This window comes from Methylobacterium sp. TK31 (genome assembly GCF_055361545.1).
This window is the reverse complement of record NZ_CM143964.1, coordinates 1,092,944-1,107,155: the sequence shown is the minus strand read 5'-3', so window position 1 is coordinate 1,107,155 and position 14,212 is coordinate 1,092,944. Positions and strand designations below refer to the sequence as shown.

Genomic DNA, 14,212 nt, shown 5'->3' with positions numbered 1-14,212 from the left:
AAGCTCCCCGTCGAGACCTCGGACTTAGATCGTGTCTCGCCGCGCCAAAGCGAGGGGTCGGGGCGGAAATATCCGCGTGCCGGTGGGGACGGCAGGCGTCGGGCGAAATCTCTTCGCGCGACGTTCCTTCGGGCCAGACCCCGTCGGCCGTGACCCCGTCACTCCAGATCCTGCAGGTGGCGGGTGGCGATGACGGAGGCGGCGGTGCGGTTCTCGACGCCGAGCTTCTCGTAGATGCCCTCCAGGTGCTTCGTCACCGTGCGCGGGCTCAGGCCCAGGATCTCGCCGATGTCGCGGCTGGACTTGCCGCGCGAGAGCCAGAGCAGCACCTCCGCCTCCCGCCCGGTGACGCGCAGGCGCAGGCGCAGGCGCTCCAGCCCCGCCTCCGTGCTATCGCGGGACAGGCGCAGCAGGATCTCGTCGCCGGTGCCGCCGATGAAGCTGAAGGTGTAGGCCGTGCCGGCGCGGTCGGCGAGCGTGAGGGCCGGCCCGCCCGCGCCGGCGAGGCAGGCCCGGAGCCAGGCGGCCCCCTGCGGCGGCAGGCTCGCGGGGGCGCCGGGTTCGGTGAAGCCGCCGAGCAGGCGGGCGGCCTGGGGCGTGCCCCACAGCACGGTCCCGTCCCGGTCCACCGCGAACAGGGTGCGGCCGGTGGTGTCGAGGGCGGCCCGGGCGCTCTGGGCCGCGCGGGCCCCGGCGAGGTGGACCCGGATGCGGGCCAGGATCTCGTCGGGCGCGATCGGCTTCGTGACGTAGTCGACGCCCCCCGCCTCCAGGCCCTTCACGATGTGCTCGGTCTCCGACAGCCCGGTCATGAAGATGACGGGCACGTGGGCGAGGTGGCCCCGGGCCTTGAGGCGGCGGCAGGTCTCGAAGCCATCCATGCCCGGCATCATCGCGTCGAGCAGGATCACGTCCGGGGTGATCTCGTCGACCAGCGCCAGGGCGAGGTCGCCGGCCACCGCCACCAGCACGGTCGCGCCCGAGCGCTCGATCGCCTCCGTCAGGAAGCTCAGGGTCTCGGGGGAATCGTCGACCACGAGGACGATGTCGCGCTGCGCCTCAGCCATCGGAGGCCGGCTCCATCAGGCCCTCGATCACGGTCCGGGCCCGGCGCAGGTCGAAGACCGCGGTGAGCGACCGCATCTGCGCGACGAAGGCCGTCGGCGGCGCGGGGCCGCCCGCCATCTCGGCGAGCTTCGCCTCGATGCCGCGGACGTGGCCGATGCGCACGAGGCGCAGGAGGTCGGCGAGGTGCTCCGGGCGCGGGTCCGGCGCGGCGGATGCGGGGGAAGACTGCCCGGGGACTTCCAGCGAAGGGACTTCCACCGCAGGGACTTCCGCCGCGGTCCAGTCCAGGCCGAGGAGGCCGGTGACGCATTCGAGGAAATCGCGCAGGTCGAAGGGTTTGGCGATGATCGCGTCGTGGGGCGCGTCGCTGCCGCGGACCGGGCTGATCTCGTGCACGTTGGCCGACATCATGGCGATGCGCGCCGTGTGGCCGGCCTCCCGCAGGGCCTTCGCCAGCACCCAGCCGCTCATGCCCGGCATGGCGATGTCGAGGAGGAACAGGTCCGGCGGCCGCGTCGCGGCCAGCGCCAGGCAGGCCGGGCCGTCGCCGGCCTCCAGCACCACGAGGCCGAGGGGCTCGAGGATGTCCCGCATCAGCCCGCGATGGGCGGCGTCGTCGTCGGCGACCAGGATGGTGCGGCGCGCGCCCGCGTAGCTCCGGGCCGGGGCGCTGGCCTGGGCGAGGACCGGCTTCGGACGCGCCACCGAGGCGAGCATCAGGCGGACCCGGAAGCGGGTGCCGCGCCCGACCTCGCTCTCGACCGTGATCTCGCCGCCCATCACCTGGGCCAGCAGGTGCGCGATGGTCAGCCCGAGGCCGGTGCCCGGCGTGGAGCGGGCGGCGGCCAGGGAGCCGCGCTCGAACGGCTCGAAGATCCGCTCCAGGTCGTCCGGGCGGATGCCGAGGCCGGTGTCGCTGATCGTGAACACCGCGATCTGGTTGCGGTAGGTCAGGTCCAGGGTCACCGTGCCGGCGGGGGTGAACTTGATCGCGTTCGACAGGAGGTTGAGCAGGATCTGGCGCAGGCGCTTTTCGTCGGTGGCCACCACCGCCGGCAGGGTCTCGGGCCGGGTGAAGCGGAACGCCAGGGCGGCGCCCTGGGCCTGGAGCCGGATCATGTCGACGATCTGGTCGAGGAAATCGGCGAGCCGGACCTCGTTGCGGTGGATCTGCAGGCGCCCGGCCTCCATCCGGGAGATGTCGAGGAGGCCGTCGATCAGCCCCGACAGGTGCTGGGCCGATCGCCGGATCACCCGGATGCCGTTCTGGCGCGGGGCCGGAATCGAGGGGTCGCCCTCGAGCAGCTGCGCGTAGCCGAGCACGGCGTTCAGCGGCGTGCGCAGCTCGTGGCTGATGCCGACCACGTAGCGGCTCTTGGCGAGGTTGGCGGCTTCGGCGATCTCCTTGGCCTGCTGCAGCTTGGCGTCCGTGACTTTGTGGGCCTCGATCTCGGCCTGGTAGAGCCCGGTCTGGCGGGCGGTCTCCTCCAGGGCGACCCGGCGGCTCTCCTGGGCCAGTACGAACAGCCAGGCGACGATGCCGAGGATCACGATCAGGATCAGGAACACGCTGGTGAGCGCGGCGCCGAGCACCTCGCGGTGCTCGGGATGCTCGGCGCTGGCGCCGGCATGGACGATGCCGAGGATCAGCGCGATCGCCGCCACCAGGGTGAGCATCAGCGCGAGGTAGCGCCCCAGGGGGGCGCCGATCCAGGCGGCGGTGCGGGCCGGGGCGACCCGGGCGAGCAGGCTCTGGGCCTGGGCCTCCAGGCGGCCGTGCGGCTTGCACAGGTCGCCGCAGCGCGCGTCGAGGGAGCAGCACAGGGAACAAATCGGCCCGGCATAGGCGGGGCACTGGGCCATGTCCTCGGGCTCGAACGGGTGCTCGCAGACCCGGCAGGTGATCTCGGACGCGCCCTGCCAGTCGGTCCGCGGGGTGCGGGCGAGGTAGTAGCGCCCGCCCGTGGCGAGCGCGATGGCGGGCGCCCCCAGGCCCGCCACGGCCAGCGCCAGCATCGGCGCGAAGGGCACGGCCGTCCCCCCGAGCCAGCCCGCATGGGCGGCGAAGCCGGCGAGGATCGCCAGCGCCATCGCGCCGGTGCCGACGGGGTTGATGGCGTAGAGATGCGCGCGCTTGAACTCGATGCCGGGCGGCGACAGGCCGAAGGGCTTGTTGATGGCCAGGTCCGCCGCCAGGGCCCCGACCCAGGCCGAGACCACCACGGCGTAGAGCGACAGGGTGCTGACGATGGTCTTGTCGATGCCGAGCTCCATCAGCAGGAGCGCGATGGCGACGTTGAAGACGAGCCAGACCACGCGGCCCGGATGGCTGTGGGTCAGGCGCGAGAAGAAGTTCGACCAGGCGATGGAGCCCGCATAGGCGTTGGTGACGTTGATCTTGAGCTGCGAGACCACGACGAACAGCGTCATCAGGGCGACGGCGCCGATCCCCGAGGGCAGCACGTAGCCGAAGGCCACCGCGTACATCCGCGTCGGCTCCCCGGCATGCTCGGCGGGCACGCCGTGCGCCAGCGCGAGCACGGCCAGGAACGAGCCGAGCAGGATCTTGAGCATCCCGGGCAGGATCCAGCCGCCCCCGGCGCCCAGCACCGCCGCCCACCAGCGGCCCTCGCGGCCGGGCTCCCGCGCCGGCACGAAGCGCAGGAAGTCGACCTGCTCGCCGACCTGTGCCAGCAGCGCCAGGAGGATGCCGGAGGCCAGCCCGAAGCGCGGCCAGTCGAAGCCGCCGAGGCCGTCCGCGCCCGGATGGCCGAGCCAGGCCGTTACCGGCGCGTCCCCGGCCCAGGCGATGCAGGCCAGGGGTAGGAGGTTGAGGACGATCCAGACCGGCTGCGTCCAGAGCTGGAAGCGGCTGATCATCGCGATGCCGTAGACGACGAGCGGGATCACCGCGAGCGCGCTGACGAGGTAGCCGAGGCTCGGCGGCAGCCCGAAGCAGAGCTCCAGGGCCAGCGCCATGATCGCCGCCTCGATGGCGAGGAACAGGAAGGTGAAGCTCGCGTAGATCAGCGAGGTCACGGTCGAGCCGATATAGCCGAAGCCGGCTCCCCGGGTGAGCAGGTCGATGTCGACCCCGTAGCGGGCGGCATAGAGGCTGATCGGCGTCGCGGTGGCGAAGATGATGGCGCCGACCACCAGGAGGGCCGCCAGGGTGTTGGTGAACCCGACCGTCAGCACCAGGGTGCCGCCGATCGCCTCCAGGGCGAGGAAGGAGAGCGACCCCAGGGCGGTCTGGGCGACCCGGAAGCCCGACCAGCGCCGCGCCTTCTTGGCGGTGAAGCGGAGGGCATAGTCTTCCAGCGTCTCGTCGGCGACGAGGCGGTTGTAGTCGCGCCGGATCGGCAGGATACGCTGGTGCTCGGTCATCGTGTTCGGCGCGGACGGTACCATGCCGCGCGGGGTCTGGCGCGGCATCCCGGCCCGTCCGGGACCGTGGCGCTCCGTCGTCCCCAGCTTAGCAAGGACCGTGCCCGTCGATCGTGCGCCCGAGCGGAGGCGCGCTCCGGCCCGGCAGGTGGCGCGCGGGCCCGGGGACCGGAAGTCCGGAGACTCGCGGGGAAGTTCGTCAGCATGGGCCTGTGCGCGGGCCGCCGACATACGCAAAACAGCGTATAGGCCGCACTGCACAACGCGGCCTAGCCTCCGCTCCGTCGATCCGCGGCCGTTCCAGGCGCCGTGCGACGACGGACAGGGGTTTTGGGCACGATGGCAGAGGACAAGGGCAACGGCCTGCAATCGGCGCTGCGGCGCAGGCTTCTCATGGGGCTGGCCGGCGTTCCGGCGATCGCCCTGATGCCGCGCATGAGCTTCGCGGCGGCGCCGCCGACCTCGGCGGTGAACACCACCGGCCTCGCGGTGACCGACACCGAGGTCACGGTGGGCATCCTGCACTCGGCCACCGGCACGATGGCGATCTCCGAGACCGGCTCGATCCAGGCCGAGAAGCTGGCGATCTCGCAGATCAACGAGGCGGGCGGCGTGCTCGGCCGCAAGATCAAGGTCATCCAGGAGGACGGCGCCTCCGACTGGCCGACCTTCGCCGAGAAGGCCAAGAAGCTCCTCGTCAACGACCATTGCGCCGCCGTGATGGGCTGCTGGACCTCCGCCTCGCGCAAGGCCGCGCTGCCGGTCTTCGAGCAGTACAACGGCCTGCTGTACTACCCGACCTTCTACGAGGGCCTGGAGCAGTCCAAGAACGTCATCTACACCGGCCAGGAAGCCACCCAGCAGATCCTCGAATCGCTCAACTGGGTCGCCAAGGAGAAGGGCGCCAAGACGTTCTTCTTCATCGGCTCGGACTACATCTGGCCGCGCACCTCGAACAAGATCGCCCGCAAGCACATCGAGAACGTGCTCAAGACCAAGGTCGTCGGCGAGGAATATTTCCCGCTCGGCCACACGCAGTTCAACTCGGTGATCAACAAGCTCAAGCTCACCAAGCCGGACGTGATCTTCACCGACGTGGTCGGCGGCTCGAACGTGGCGTTCTACAAGCAGCTCAAGGCGGCCGGCATCGACCTGTCGAAGCAGACCCTGCTGACGATCTCGGTGACCGAGGACGAGATCGACGGCATCGGCGGCGACAACATCGCCGGCGCCTATTCCTGCATGAAGTACTTCCAGTCGCTCAAGAACCCGAACAACGAGAAGTTCGTCGCCGCCTTCCACAAGATGTGGGGCGAGAAGACCGTCATCGGCGACGTGACCCAGGCCGCCTATCTCGGGCCGTTCCTGTGGAAGATGGCGGTGGAGAAGGCCGGGTCCTTCGACGTCGACAAGGTGGCGGCCGCCTCGGCCGACATCGAGTTCAAGGAAGCCCCCGAGGGCTACGTCAAGATCCACCCCAACCACCACCTCTGGTCGAAGACCCGCGTGGCCAGGGCCCTGCCCACGGGCCAGTTCGAGGTGGTCTACGAGAGCCCGAACCTGATCGAGCCGAACCCCTTCCCGAAGGGCTACCAGTAGGACTTCGGGTCCCGGTGCGCGTGTCCTCTCCGTCCAGGCAAGGCCCGGAGGGAGAGGGACTGCCGGACCATCCAGGAACACCGTCATCCCGGGGCCGCGCAGCGGAGCCCGGGATCCAGACACGCAGGGTCCGCAAGGTTCTGCACCGGTGGCGGCTCCGGAGTCCGGGCTCGCCTGCGGCGCCCCGGAATGACGGTGTGGCAAACGCGAGCGCTCTTTCGGAAGGGCGAATGATTGCGGCCCGATGCTTGCACATCCCGCGGCGGCATCCTTCGGAGAACGAACCCATGTTCGGTGATTATTCGCTCGGGGATCTCAGCTCGATCTTCGTCATGCAGGGCTTCGCCGGGCTGATCCTGTTCTCGGTCTACGTGCTGATGGCCCTCGGGCTGGCGATCATCTTCGGCCAGATGGGCGTGATCAACATGGCCCACGGGGAGTTCATGATCCTCGGCGCCTACATGACCTATCTCTGCTCGGGCTTCTTCCAGACCCACCTGCCGGCCCTGTTCCCGGCCTACTTCTTCGTGGCGATGGCGCTCGCCTTCCTGGCCTCCGGGGCGCTGGGGATGCTGGTGGAATGGGCGCTGATCCGCCACCTCTACAAGCGCCCCCTCGACACGCTGCTGGCGACCTGGGGCCTCTCGCTGATCCTGCAGCAGGCCTATCGCTCGATCTTCGGGGCCCGCGAGGTCGGCGTCGAGCTGCCGTCCTGGCTCATCGGCTCGGTCCAGGTCACCGACACCATCGAGATCCCGATCAACGGCATGTTCGTCATGGGCGTCACCACCCTGATCACGGTCGGCGTCGCGATCCTGATGTACCGCTCGCGCTTCGGGGCCCAGGTCCGTGCCGTGGTGCAGAACCGCCCGATGGCCGGCGCCGTCGGCATCGACACCGAGCGGGTCGACCGCCTGACCTTCGGCCTCGGCTGCGGCATCGCGGGCATCGCCGGCTCGGCCTTCACCATGGTGGGCTCCACGGGGCCGACCTCGGGCCAGCTCTACATCGTCGACACCTTCCTGATCGTGGTCTTCGGCGGCGCCGCCTCGCTGCTCGGCACCATCGCCTCGGCCTTCTCGATCTCGCAGACGCAGTCGACCCTGGAATTCTTCCTCTCGGGCTCCACCGCGAAGGTGATCACCCTGCTGGCGGTGGTCGGCATCCTGATGCTGCGGCCCCAGGGCCTCTTCACCCTCAAGGTCCGGCGCTGAGGAGCCCGAACGTCATGACCCGCTCCACATCCCCCACCCCCGTCGTCAACGACAACCCCTTCATGAAGCCGATGGAGTGGGTGAGCCTCGCGCTCCTCGTGGCCGTGATCTTCATCCTGCTGCCGCTGCTGCTCGACGCCTTCCGCCTCAACCTCGTCGGCAAGTACCTGACCTACTCGTTCGTGGCCCTCGGCCTCGTCATCTGCTGGGGCTTCGGCGGCATCCTGTCCCTCGGACAGGGGGTGTTCTTCGGCCTCGGCGGCTACCTGATGGCGATGTATCTCAAGCTGGAGGCCTCCAGCGTCGAGAACACCAAGATCCAGTCGACGCCGGGCATCCCGGACTTCATGGACTGGAACCAGATCACCGCCCTGCCCTGGTTCTGGAAGCCGTTCCAGAGCCTGCCCTTCACCCTCCTGGCGGTGCTCGTGGTGCCGGCCTTCTTCGCCTTCGTCATCGGCACGGCGATGTTCCGGCGCCGCGTCGGCGGCACCTACTTCGCCATCATCACCCAGGCCATCGCCGCCATCCTGACGATCCTCATCGTGGGCCAGCAGGGCTATACCGGCGGCATCAACGGCATCACGGATCTGCGCACCCTGCACGGCTGGGACATCCGCACCGACAGCGCCCACAACATCCTCTACTTCGTCAATGCGGGCCTCCTCGTCGGCTGCATCCTGTTCGCCCAGATGGTGAAGAAGTCGAAGCTCGGGCGCATCCTGCTGGCCATGCGCGACAAGGAGGACCGGGTCCGGTTCTCGGGCTACCAGGTGGCGAGCTTCAAGACCTTCGCGTTCTGCCTCGCGGCCGTGTTCGCCGCCATCGGCGGCGCGATGTTCACCCTCCAGGTCGGGTTCATGTCGCCCTCCTTCGTGGGCATCGTGCCCTCGATCGAGATGGTGATCTACGCCGCCGTCGGCGGGCGCCTGTCGCTGTTCGGCGCGGTCTGGGGCACGCTCCTCGTGAACTGGGCCAAGACCAGCTTCTCGGAGAGCTTCCCGGAGCTCTGGCTCTTCGGCCTCGGCGCGCTCTTCATCGCCGTGGTGCTGGCCTTCCCCAACGGCCTGGCGGGCATCTACCGCACCTATGTCGAGCCCCGCCTGACCCGGCGCGTGAAGGCCCTGGAGCCCGCCCCCGCCGTCGCCCTGCCGCACGCCGCCGAGTAGGATTCCCGATGAACGCCGCCATCCTGCCCTCGCACATCATCGGCGCCGACCCGGCCGAGAAGACCTTCCTGCTGGCCGTGGAGGCCCTCACCGTCTCCTTCGACGGCTTCAAGGCGGTCAACGACGTCTCGTTCTACGTCGACCCCAACGAGATCCGGGTGATCATCGGCCCCAACGGGGCCGGCAAGACCACGGTGCTCGACCTGATCTGCGGGCGCACCAAGGCCAGCGCCGGCTCGATCAAGTACAAGGGCCAGGAGCTGACCAAGCTCTCCGAGAGCGCCATCGTCCAGGCCGGGGTGGGGCGCAAGTTCCAGACCCCGTCGATCTACGATGACCTGACGGTGTTCGAGAACCTGGAGATCTCCTATCCCCGCGGCCGCTCGGTTTTCGGGGCCCTGACCTTCAAGCGCGACGCCGAGGTCCGCGACCGGATCGAGGAGGTCGCCAGCATGATCTTCCTCAAGGACCAGCTCCTCGAGCGGGCCGAGTTCCTCAGCCACGGCCAGAAGCAGTGGCTCGAGATCGGCATGCTGCTGATCCAGGACCCGGAACTGCTGATGCTCGACGAGCCGGTGGCGGGGATGAGCGTCGGCGAGCGCATCAAGACCGCCGAGCTCCTCAACCAGATCATCCAGGGCCGCTCGGTGCTGGTGATCGAGCACGACATGAAGTTCGTCGAGGACATCGCCCACCGGGTCACCGTGCTGCACCAGGGCAAGGTCCTGTCGGAGGGCTCGATGGAGCGGGTCAAGAACGACCCGAAGGTCATCGAAGTCTATCTCGGCCACTGAGAGGAAACGGCGCCATGCTCCAGACCACGCCCGTCCCCTCCCCGAGCCCCTCCCCCGTGCCGCCCATCCAGGCCGGACTCCCGCCGATGCTGGCGATCGGCGACCTGCACGCGGCCTACGGCCAGAGCGAGGTGCTGCACGGCCTCGACATCGCGGTGGCGCCCGGCGAGATCGTCGCCGTGATGGGCCGCAACGGCATGGGCAAGACCACGCTGATGAAGACCCTGATGGGCATCGTGCCGCTGAAATCCGGCTCGATCCGGGTCGACGGCGCCGAGGTCGGCGGCCTCAAGAGCCATCAGCGCGTGGCGCAGGGCCTCGCCTACGTGCCGCAGGGGCGGATGATCTTCTCCGCCATGACCGTGCAGGAGAACATCGAGACCGGGCTCACCGTGACCAACGAGCGCCGGGTGCCGCAGGACCTCTACACGATGTTCCCGGTGCTGCTGGAGATGAAGGGCCGGCGCGGCGGCAACCTGTCCGGCGGCCAGCAGCAGCAACTCGCCATCGCCCGGGCGTTGGCGAGCCGGCCCAAGGTCCTCCTCCTCGACGAGCCCACCGAGGGCATCCAGCCCTCGATCATCCGCGAGATGGGCCGCACCCTGAAGAAGATCCGCGACGACCGCGGCCTCTCCATCGTGGTCTCCGAGCAGGTGCTCAGCTTCGCCCTCGACGTGGCCGACCGGGTGCTGGTGATCGAGAACGGCCACATCGTCCACGAGTCCCTGCGCGCCGACATCGACGAGGCCCAGGTCGCCCGCTTCCTCTCCGTCTGACGGGGTCCGGCATGCCGAAAGGGGCAGAGATGGTCGATTACGAGATCTTCGAGCTCGGCGACTTCGTCCTCCAGTGCGGGAAGACGCTGCGCAGCGCCAGGCTCGCCTACAAGACCTTCGGCACGCTCAACGCGGCGAAAGACAACGCCATCGTCTATCCGACCTGGTACTCGGGCCAGCACACCGAGAACGAGTGGCTGATCGGCCCCGGCAAGGCCCTCGACCCGGAGCGGTACTTCATCATCATCCCGAACATGTTCGGCAACGGGCTCTCGTCCTCGCCGAGCAACACGCCGGCCCCCTGGAACGGGCCGCGCTTTCCCAACGTCACCGCCTACGACAACGTCACGGCCCAGCATCGCCTCGTCACCGAGCATTTCGGCATCGAGCGGCTGGTCCTCGTGACGGGCTGGTCGATGGGAGCGCTCCAGACCTACCACTGGGGCGCGCTCTACCCCGACATGGTGCCCCGCATCCTGCCGTTTCAGGGTTCGGCCAAGTGCTCGCGGCACAACTTCGTCTTCCTCGAGGGCGCCAAGGCCGCTCTGCAGGCGGATGCCGCCTACGCGGAGGGCTGGTACACGAGCCCGCCGAACCGGGGCCTGCGCGCCTTCGGCCGGGTCTATGCCGGCTGGGGCCTGTCGCAGACCTTCTACCGGATCGAGGCCGACCGGACCCATATGGGCTACGCCTCGCTGGAGGACTTCCTCGTCGGGTTCTGGGAAGGGCTGTTCTACACCCGGGACGCCAACGACCTGCTCGCCATGCTCTGGACCTGGCAGAACGGCGACATCAGCGCCAACGACCGCTTCAAGGGCGACTTCAAGGCCGCGCTCGGCGCCATCCGCGCGAAGGCGATCCTGATGCCCGCCTCCACCGACCTGTACTTTCCCCCCGAGGACAACGCCATCGAGGCGGCGGCCATGCCGAACGCGGAGCTGCGCGTCATCGACACCTGGTGGGGCCACTTCGCGGGCGGCCCGGGCACGAGCCCCGACGACATCGCCACACTCGACGCGGCCCTGAGGGAGCTGCTCGCAAGCTGACCGGCCCGGGGCCGGAGCGCGTCGCGCCCGGCCCGACGATCACCGGCACATCACCCGCCGACGGATCTCACCGCCGGCGCGAACGGGGACGCATGTCCTCACGTCTGGCAAGGGAGCAACGACCCAGCATGCCCGAGACCCTGATCAAGGTCGATCTGACCCAATCGGCCTACGACAACGACATGGTGCACAATCGCTGGCACCCCGACATCCCGATGGTGGCCATGGTCAAGCCGGGCGACGACTTCATCGTCGAGACCTACGACTGGACCGGCGGCTTCATCAAGAACAACGATTCGGCCGACGACGTGCGCGACATCGACCTGTCGATCGTGCACTTCCTCTCCGGCCCGATCGGCGTCGAGGGTGCCGAGCCCGGCGACCTCCTGGTGGTCGACCTCCTCGACATCGGCGCCAAGCCCGAGAGCCAGTGGGGCTTCAACGGCTTCTTCTCCAAGAAGAACGGCGGCGGCTTCCTCGACGAGCACTTCCCCCTGGCCCAGAAGTCGATCTGGGACTTCGAGGGCATGTTCACCAAGTCGCGCCACATTCCCGGCGTGCGCTTCCCCGGCCTGATCCATCCCGGCCTGATCGGCTGCCTGCCCGATCCGAAGATGCTGGAGACCTGGAACACCCGCGAGAAGGCGCTGTTCGACACCGACCCCAACCGGGTGCCGGCGCTCGCCACCCTGCCCTTCGCGCCCACCGCCCATATGGGCCGGCTCAAGGGCGAGGGCCGCGACAAGGCGGCGGCGACGGGCGCCCGCACGGTGCCGGGGCGCGAGCACGGCGGCAATTGCGACATCAAGGACCTGTCGCGCGGCTCGAAGATCTACTTCCCGGTCTACGTGCCCGGCGCGGGCCTCTCGATGGGCGACCTGCATTTCAGCCAGGGCGACGGCGAGATCACCTTCTGCGGCGCCATCGAGATGGCGGGCTGGGTCCACCTCAAGGTCAGCCTGATCAAGGACGGCATGGCCAAGTACGGGATCAAGAACCCGATCTTCAAGCCGTCGCCGATCACGCCGAAGTTCGACGACCACCTCATCTTCGAGGGCGTCTCCGTCGACGAGTACGGCAAGCAGCACTACCTCGACGTGACGGTGGCCTACCGCCAGGCCTGCCTCAACGCGATCGAGTACCTGAAGAAGTTCGGCTATTCCGGCGCCCAGGCCTACTCGATCCTCGGCACGGCCCCGGTCCAGGGCCACATCTCCGGCGTCGTCGACATCCCGAACGCCTGCGCCACCCTCTGGATTCCGACGAAGATCTTCGACTTCGACATCAATCCGGGTGCCGACGGGCCGACGAAGTTCCTCGACGGCTCGATCCAGATGCCGCTGTCGCCGGACCTCTGAGACCCGGCCCGCGCCCGGGGCCGGCGCCGATCCCCCTCCCCCCGGCAGGGGGATCGCAGTTGCCGGTTCGCGAGCCGGGACGTCGCCCGTCGCAACCTCTCGTCCCGGGGCCGCGCGGCGGAGCCCGGGATGACGCGGCGGGTCGCACGCGAACGCGCGAACGTCCGGATTCGTGAGTCGCACGACGCTCGCCGCGTTCCCTCACGCAGACATCACCGAGAGGCCCCGATGCCCGTCTACGATTACAGTTGCGATGCCTGCGGCCCGTTCACGGTGCTGCGCCCGATGGCCGAGTTCCGCGATCCGCACGATTGCCCGGATTGCGGCACCGCCTGCGGCCGGGCCTTCCTCACCGCGCCGAACCTCGCCTCCATGGATGCCGGCCTGCGCAAGGCGCACGCCACCAACGAGCGCAGCCGCCACGCCCCCCGCAAGGCCTCCGGTCACGGCCCCGGCTGCGGCTGCTGCGGCAAGACCGCGAAACAGCCCGCCGCCGCCAAGAGCTTCCCCAACGCCCGGCCCTGGATGATCAGCCACTGAGCCGAGCCCGAACGGCCCGCCTGCGCACCGGAGGACGGGTTCGAAACCCCAGGAGGATCACGCCATGATGCACGGAGACATTTCGTCGAGCCAGGACAGCGTCGGCGTCGCCGTCGTGAACTACACGATGCCCCGCCTGCACACCCGGGCCGAGGTGCTGGAGAACGCGGGCAAGATCGCCGACATGGTGGTCGGCATGAAGTCCGGCCTGCCCGGCATGGACCTGGTGATCTTCCCCGAATACTCGACCCACGGGATCATGTACGACGCGGCCGAGATGTACGAGACCGCCACCACGATCCCGGGGCCGGAGACCGACATCTTCGCCGCCGCCTGCCGCAAGGCCAAGGTCTGGGGCGTGTTCTCGCTGACCGGCGAGCGCCACGAGGAGCATCCGAACAAGGCGCCCTACAACACCCTCATCCTGATGAACGACCAGGGCGAGATCGTGCAGAAATACCGCAAGATCATGCCCTGGACCCCGATCGAGGGCTGGTATCCGGGCGACCGGACCTACGTCTCCGACGGGCCCAAGGGCCTGAAGATCAGCCTCATCATCTGCGACGACGGCAACTATCCCGAGATCTGGCGCGACTGCGCCATGCGGGGCGCCGAGCTCATCATCCGCTGCCAGGGCTACATGTATCCGGCCAAGGAGCAGCAGGTGCTGATGTCGAAGGCGATGGCGTTCGCCAACAACACCTACGTGGCGGTGGCCAACGCCGCCGGCTTCGACGGGGTCTACAGCTATTTCGGCCATTCGGCGGTGATCGGCTTCGACGGCCGCACGCTCGGCGAGTGCGGCGAGGAGGCGATGGGCATCCAGTACGCCGCCCTGTCGAAGTTCCTGATCCGCGACGCGCGCGCCCACGGGCAGTCCGAGAACCACCTCTTCAAGCTGCTCCACCGCGGCTATACCGGCATGATCGCCTCGAAGGAGAACCGGCACGGCCTGTCGGAATGCCCCTACGACTTCTACCGCCGCTGGATCGAGGACCCCGACGGGACCCGCGACGCCGTGCGGGCCATCACCCGCCAGAGCGTCGGCACCGAGGAATGCCCGATCGAGGGCATCCCCTTCGTGGGCAAGGGCGAGGGCCCGCCCGACCCGCGCTGAGCGCCGAGCGCACGCGTCTCGCCCGATCCGGATGCCAGGGCCGGTCCCGCCGCCGCGGGGCCGGCCCGCGTCGTTCCGGCGGCGGCGCCGCATTGCCGTTTGACCCGGGCGGGCGGCCCCTCTACCGCCCATGCGAGGCCCGCG

Annotated in this window: 11 protein-coding genes; 9 read left to right on the top strand and 2 right to left on the bottom strand. The window is 69.1% G+C overall.

The window, feature by feature from the left end; all coding sequences use genetic code 11:
• Positions 1 to 158: 158 nt before the first annotated feature.
• Both ACXJY8_RS04995 and ACXJY8_RS04990 read right to left on the bottom strand, forming a co-directional pair.
• On the bottom strand, positions 159 to 1,067 hold the full coding sequence (locus tag ACXJY8_RS04995; RefSeq protein ID WP_463776830.1) for a response regulator: 909 nt from the start codon (positions 1,065 to 1,067) through the stop codon (positions 159 to 161).
• On the bottom strand, positions 1,060 to 4,455 hold the full coding sequence (locus ACXJY8_RS04990) for a hybrid sensor histidine kinase/response regulator (protein WP_463780372.1): 3,396 nt from the start codon (positions 4,453 to 4,455) through the stop codon (positions 1,060 to 1,062). Before ACXJY8_RS04990 ends, ACXJY8_RS04995 begins: the two co-directional genes overlap by 8 nt.
• 339 nt (positions 4,456 to 4,794) lie before the next feature.
• On the opposite strand from ACXJY8_RS04990, the gene urtA reads away from it, so the two are divergent.
• The 9 genes from urtA (at position 4,795) to ACXJY8_RS04945 (ending at position 14,068) form a co-directional block, all read left to right on the top strand.
• Entirely contained in the window at positions 4,795 to 6,054 is a 1,260-nt protein-coding gene (gene urtA, locus ACXJY8_RS04985) for an urea ABC transporter substrate-binding protein (protein ID WP_463776825.1), read from the top strand.
• A 287-nt stretch (positions 6,055 to 6,341) separates the two neighbouring features.
• The gene (gene urtB, locus ACXJY8_RS04980) at positions 6,342 to 7,268 is read left to right on the top strand and encodes an urea ABC transporter permease subunit UrtB (RefSeq protein ID WP_463776821.1); all 927 of its coding nucleotides are present in this window, start codon (positions 6,342 to 6,344) and stop codon (positions 7,266 to 7,268) included.
• Positions 7,269 to 7,282: 14 nt separating this feature from the next.
• Positions 7,283 to 8,437, top strand: a complete 1,155-nt coding sequence (gene urtC, locus ACXJY8_RS04975; protein ID WP_463776819.1) for an urea ABC transporter permease subunit UrtC — start codon at positions 7,283 to 7,285, stop codon at positions 8,435 to 8,437.
• Positions 8,438 to 8,445: 8 nt separating this feature from the next.
• Positions 8,446 to 9,231 carry an urea ABC transporter ATP-binding protein UrtD gene (gene urtD, locus ACXJY8_RS04970; RefSeq protein WP_463776816.1) on the top strand — a complete coding sequence of 262 codons (786 nt, stop codon included), beginning with the start codon at positions 8,446 to 8,448 and terminating at the stop codon, positions 9,229 to 9,231.
• A gap of 86 nt (positions 9,232 to 9,317) precedes the next feature.
• On the top strand, positions 9,318 to 10,007 hold the full coding sequence (gene urtE / locus ACXJY8_RS04965) for an urea ABC transporter ATP-binding subunit UrtE (RefSeq protein WP_463780368.1): 690 nt from the start codon (positions 9,318 to 9,320) through the stop codon (positions 10,005 to 10,007).
• A 29-nt stretch (positions 10,008 to 10,036) separates the two neighbouring features.
• On the top strand, positions 10,037 to 11,053 hold the full coding sequence (locus ACXJY8_RS04960; protein WP_463780365.1) for an alpha/beta fold hydrolase: 1,017 nt from the start codon (positions 10,037 to 10,039) through the stop codon (positions 11,051 to 11,053).
• A 128-nt stretch (positions 11,054 to 11,181) separates the two neighbouring features.
• Positions 11,182 to 12,411, top strand: coding sequence for a formamidase (gene fmdA, locus ACXJY8_RS04955; protein WP_463776810.1), 1,230 nt, complete (start codon positions 11,182 to 11,184; stop codon positions 12,409 to 12,411).
• A gap of 228 nt (positions 12,412 to 12,639) precedes the next feature.
• Entirely contained in the window at positions 12,640 to 12,951 is a 312-nt protein-coding gene (locus ACXJY8_RS04950; protein ID WP_463776806.1) for an FmdB family zinc ribbon protein, read from the top strand.
• A 64-nt stretch (positions 12,952 to 13,015) separates the two neighbouring features.
• Positions 13,016 to 14,068: an aliphatic amidase gene (locus ACXJY8_RS04945; RefSeq protein ID WP_463776802.1), complete on the top strand. Its 1,053-nt coding sequence runs from the start codon at positions 13,016 to 13,018 to the stop codon at positions 14,066 to 14,068.
• The last annotated feature ends 144 nt before the right edge of the window (positions 14,069 to 14,212 follow it).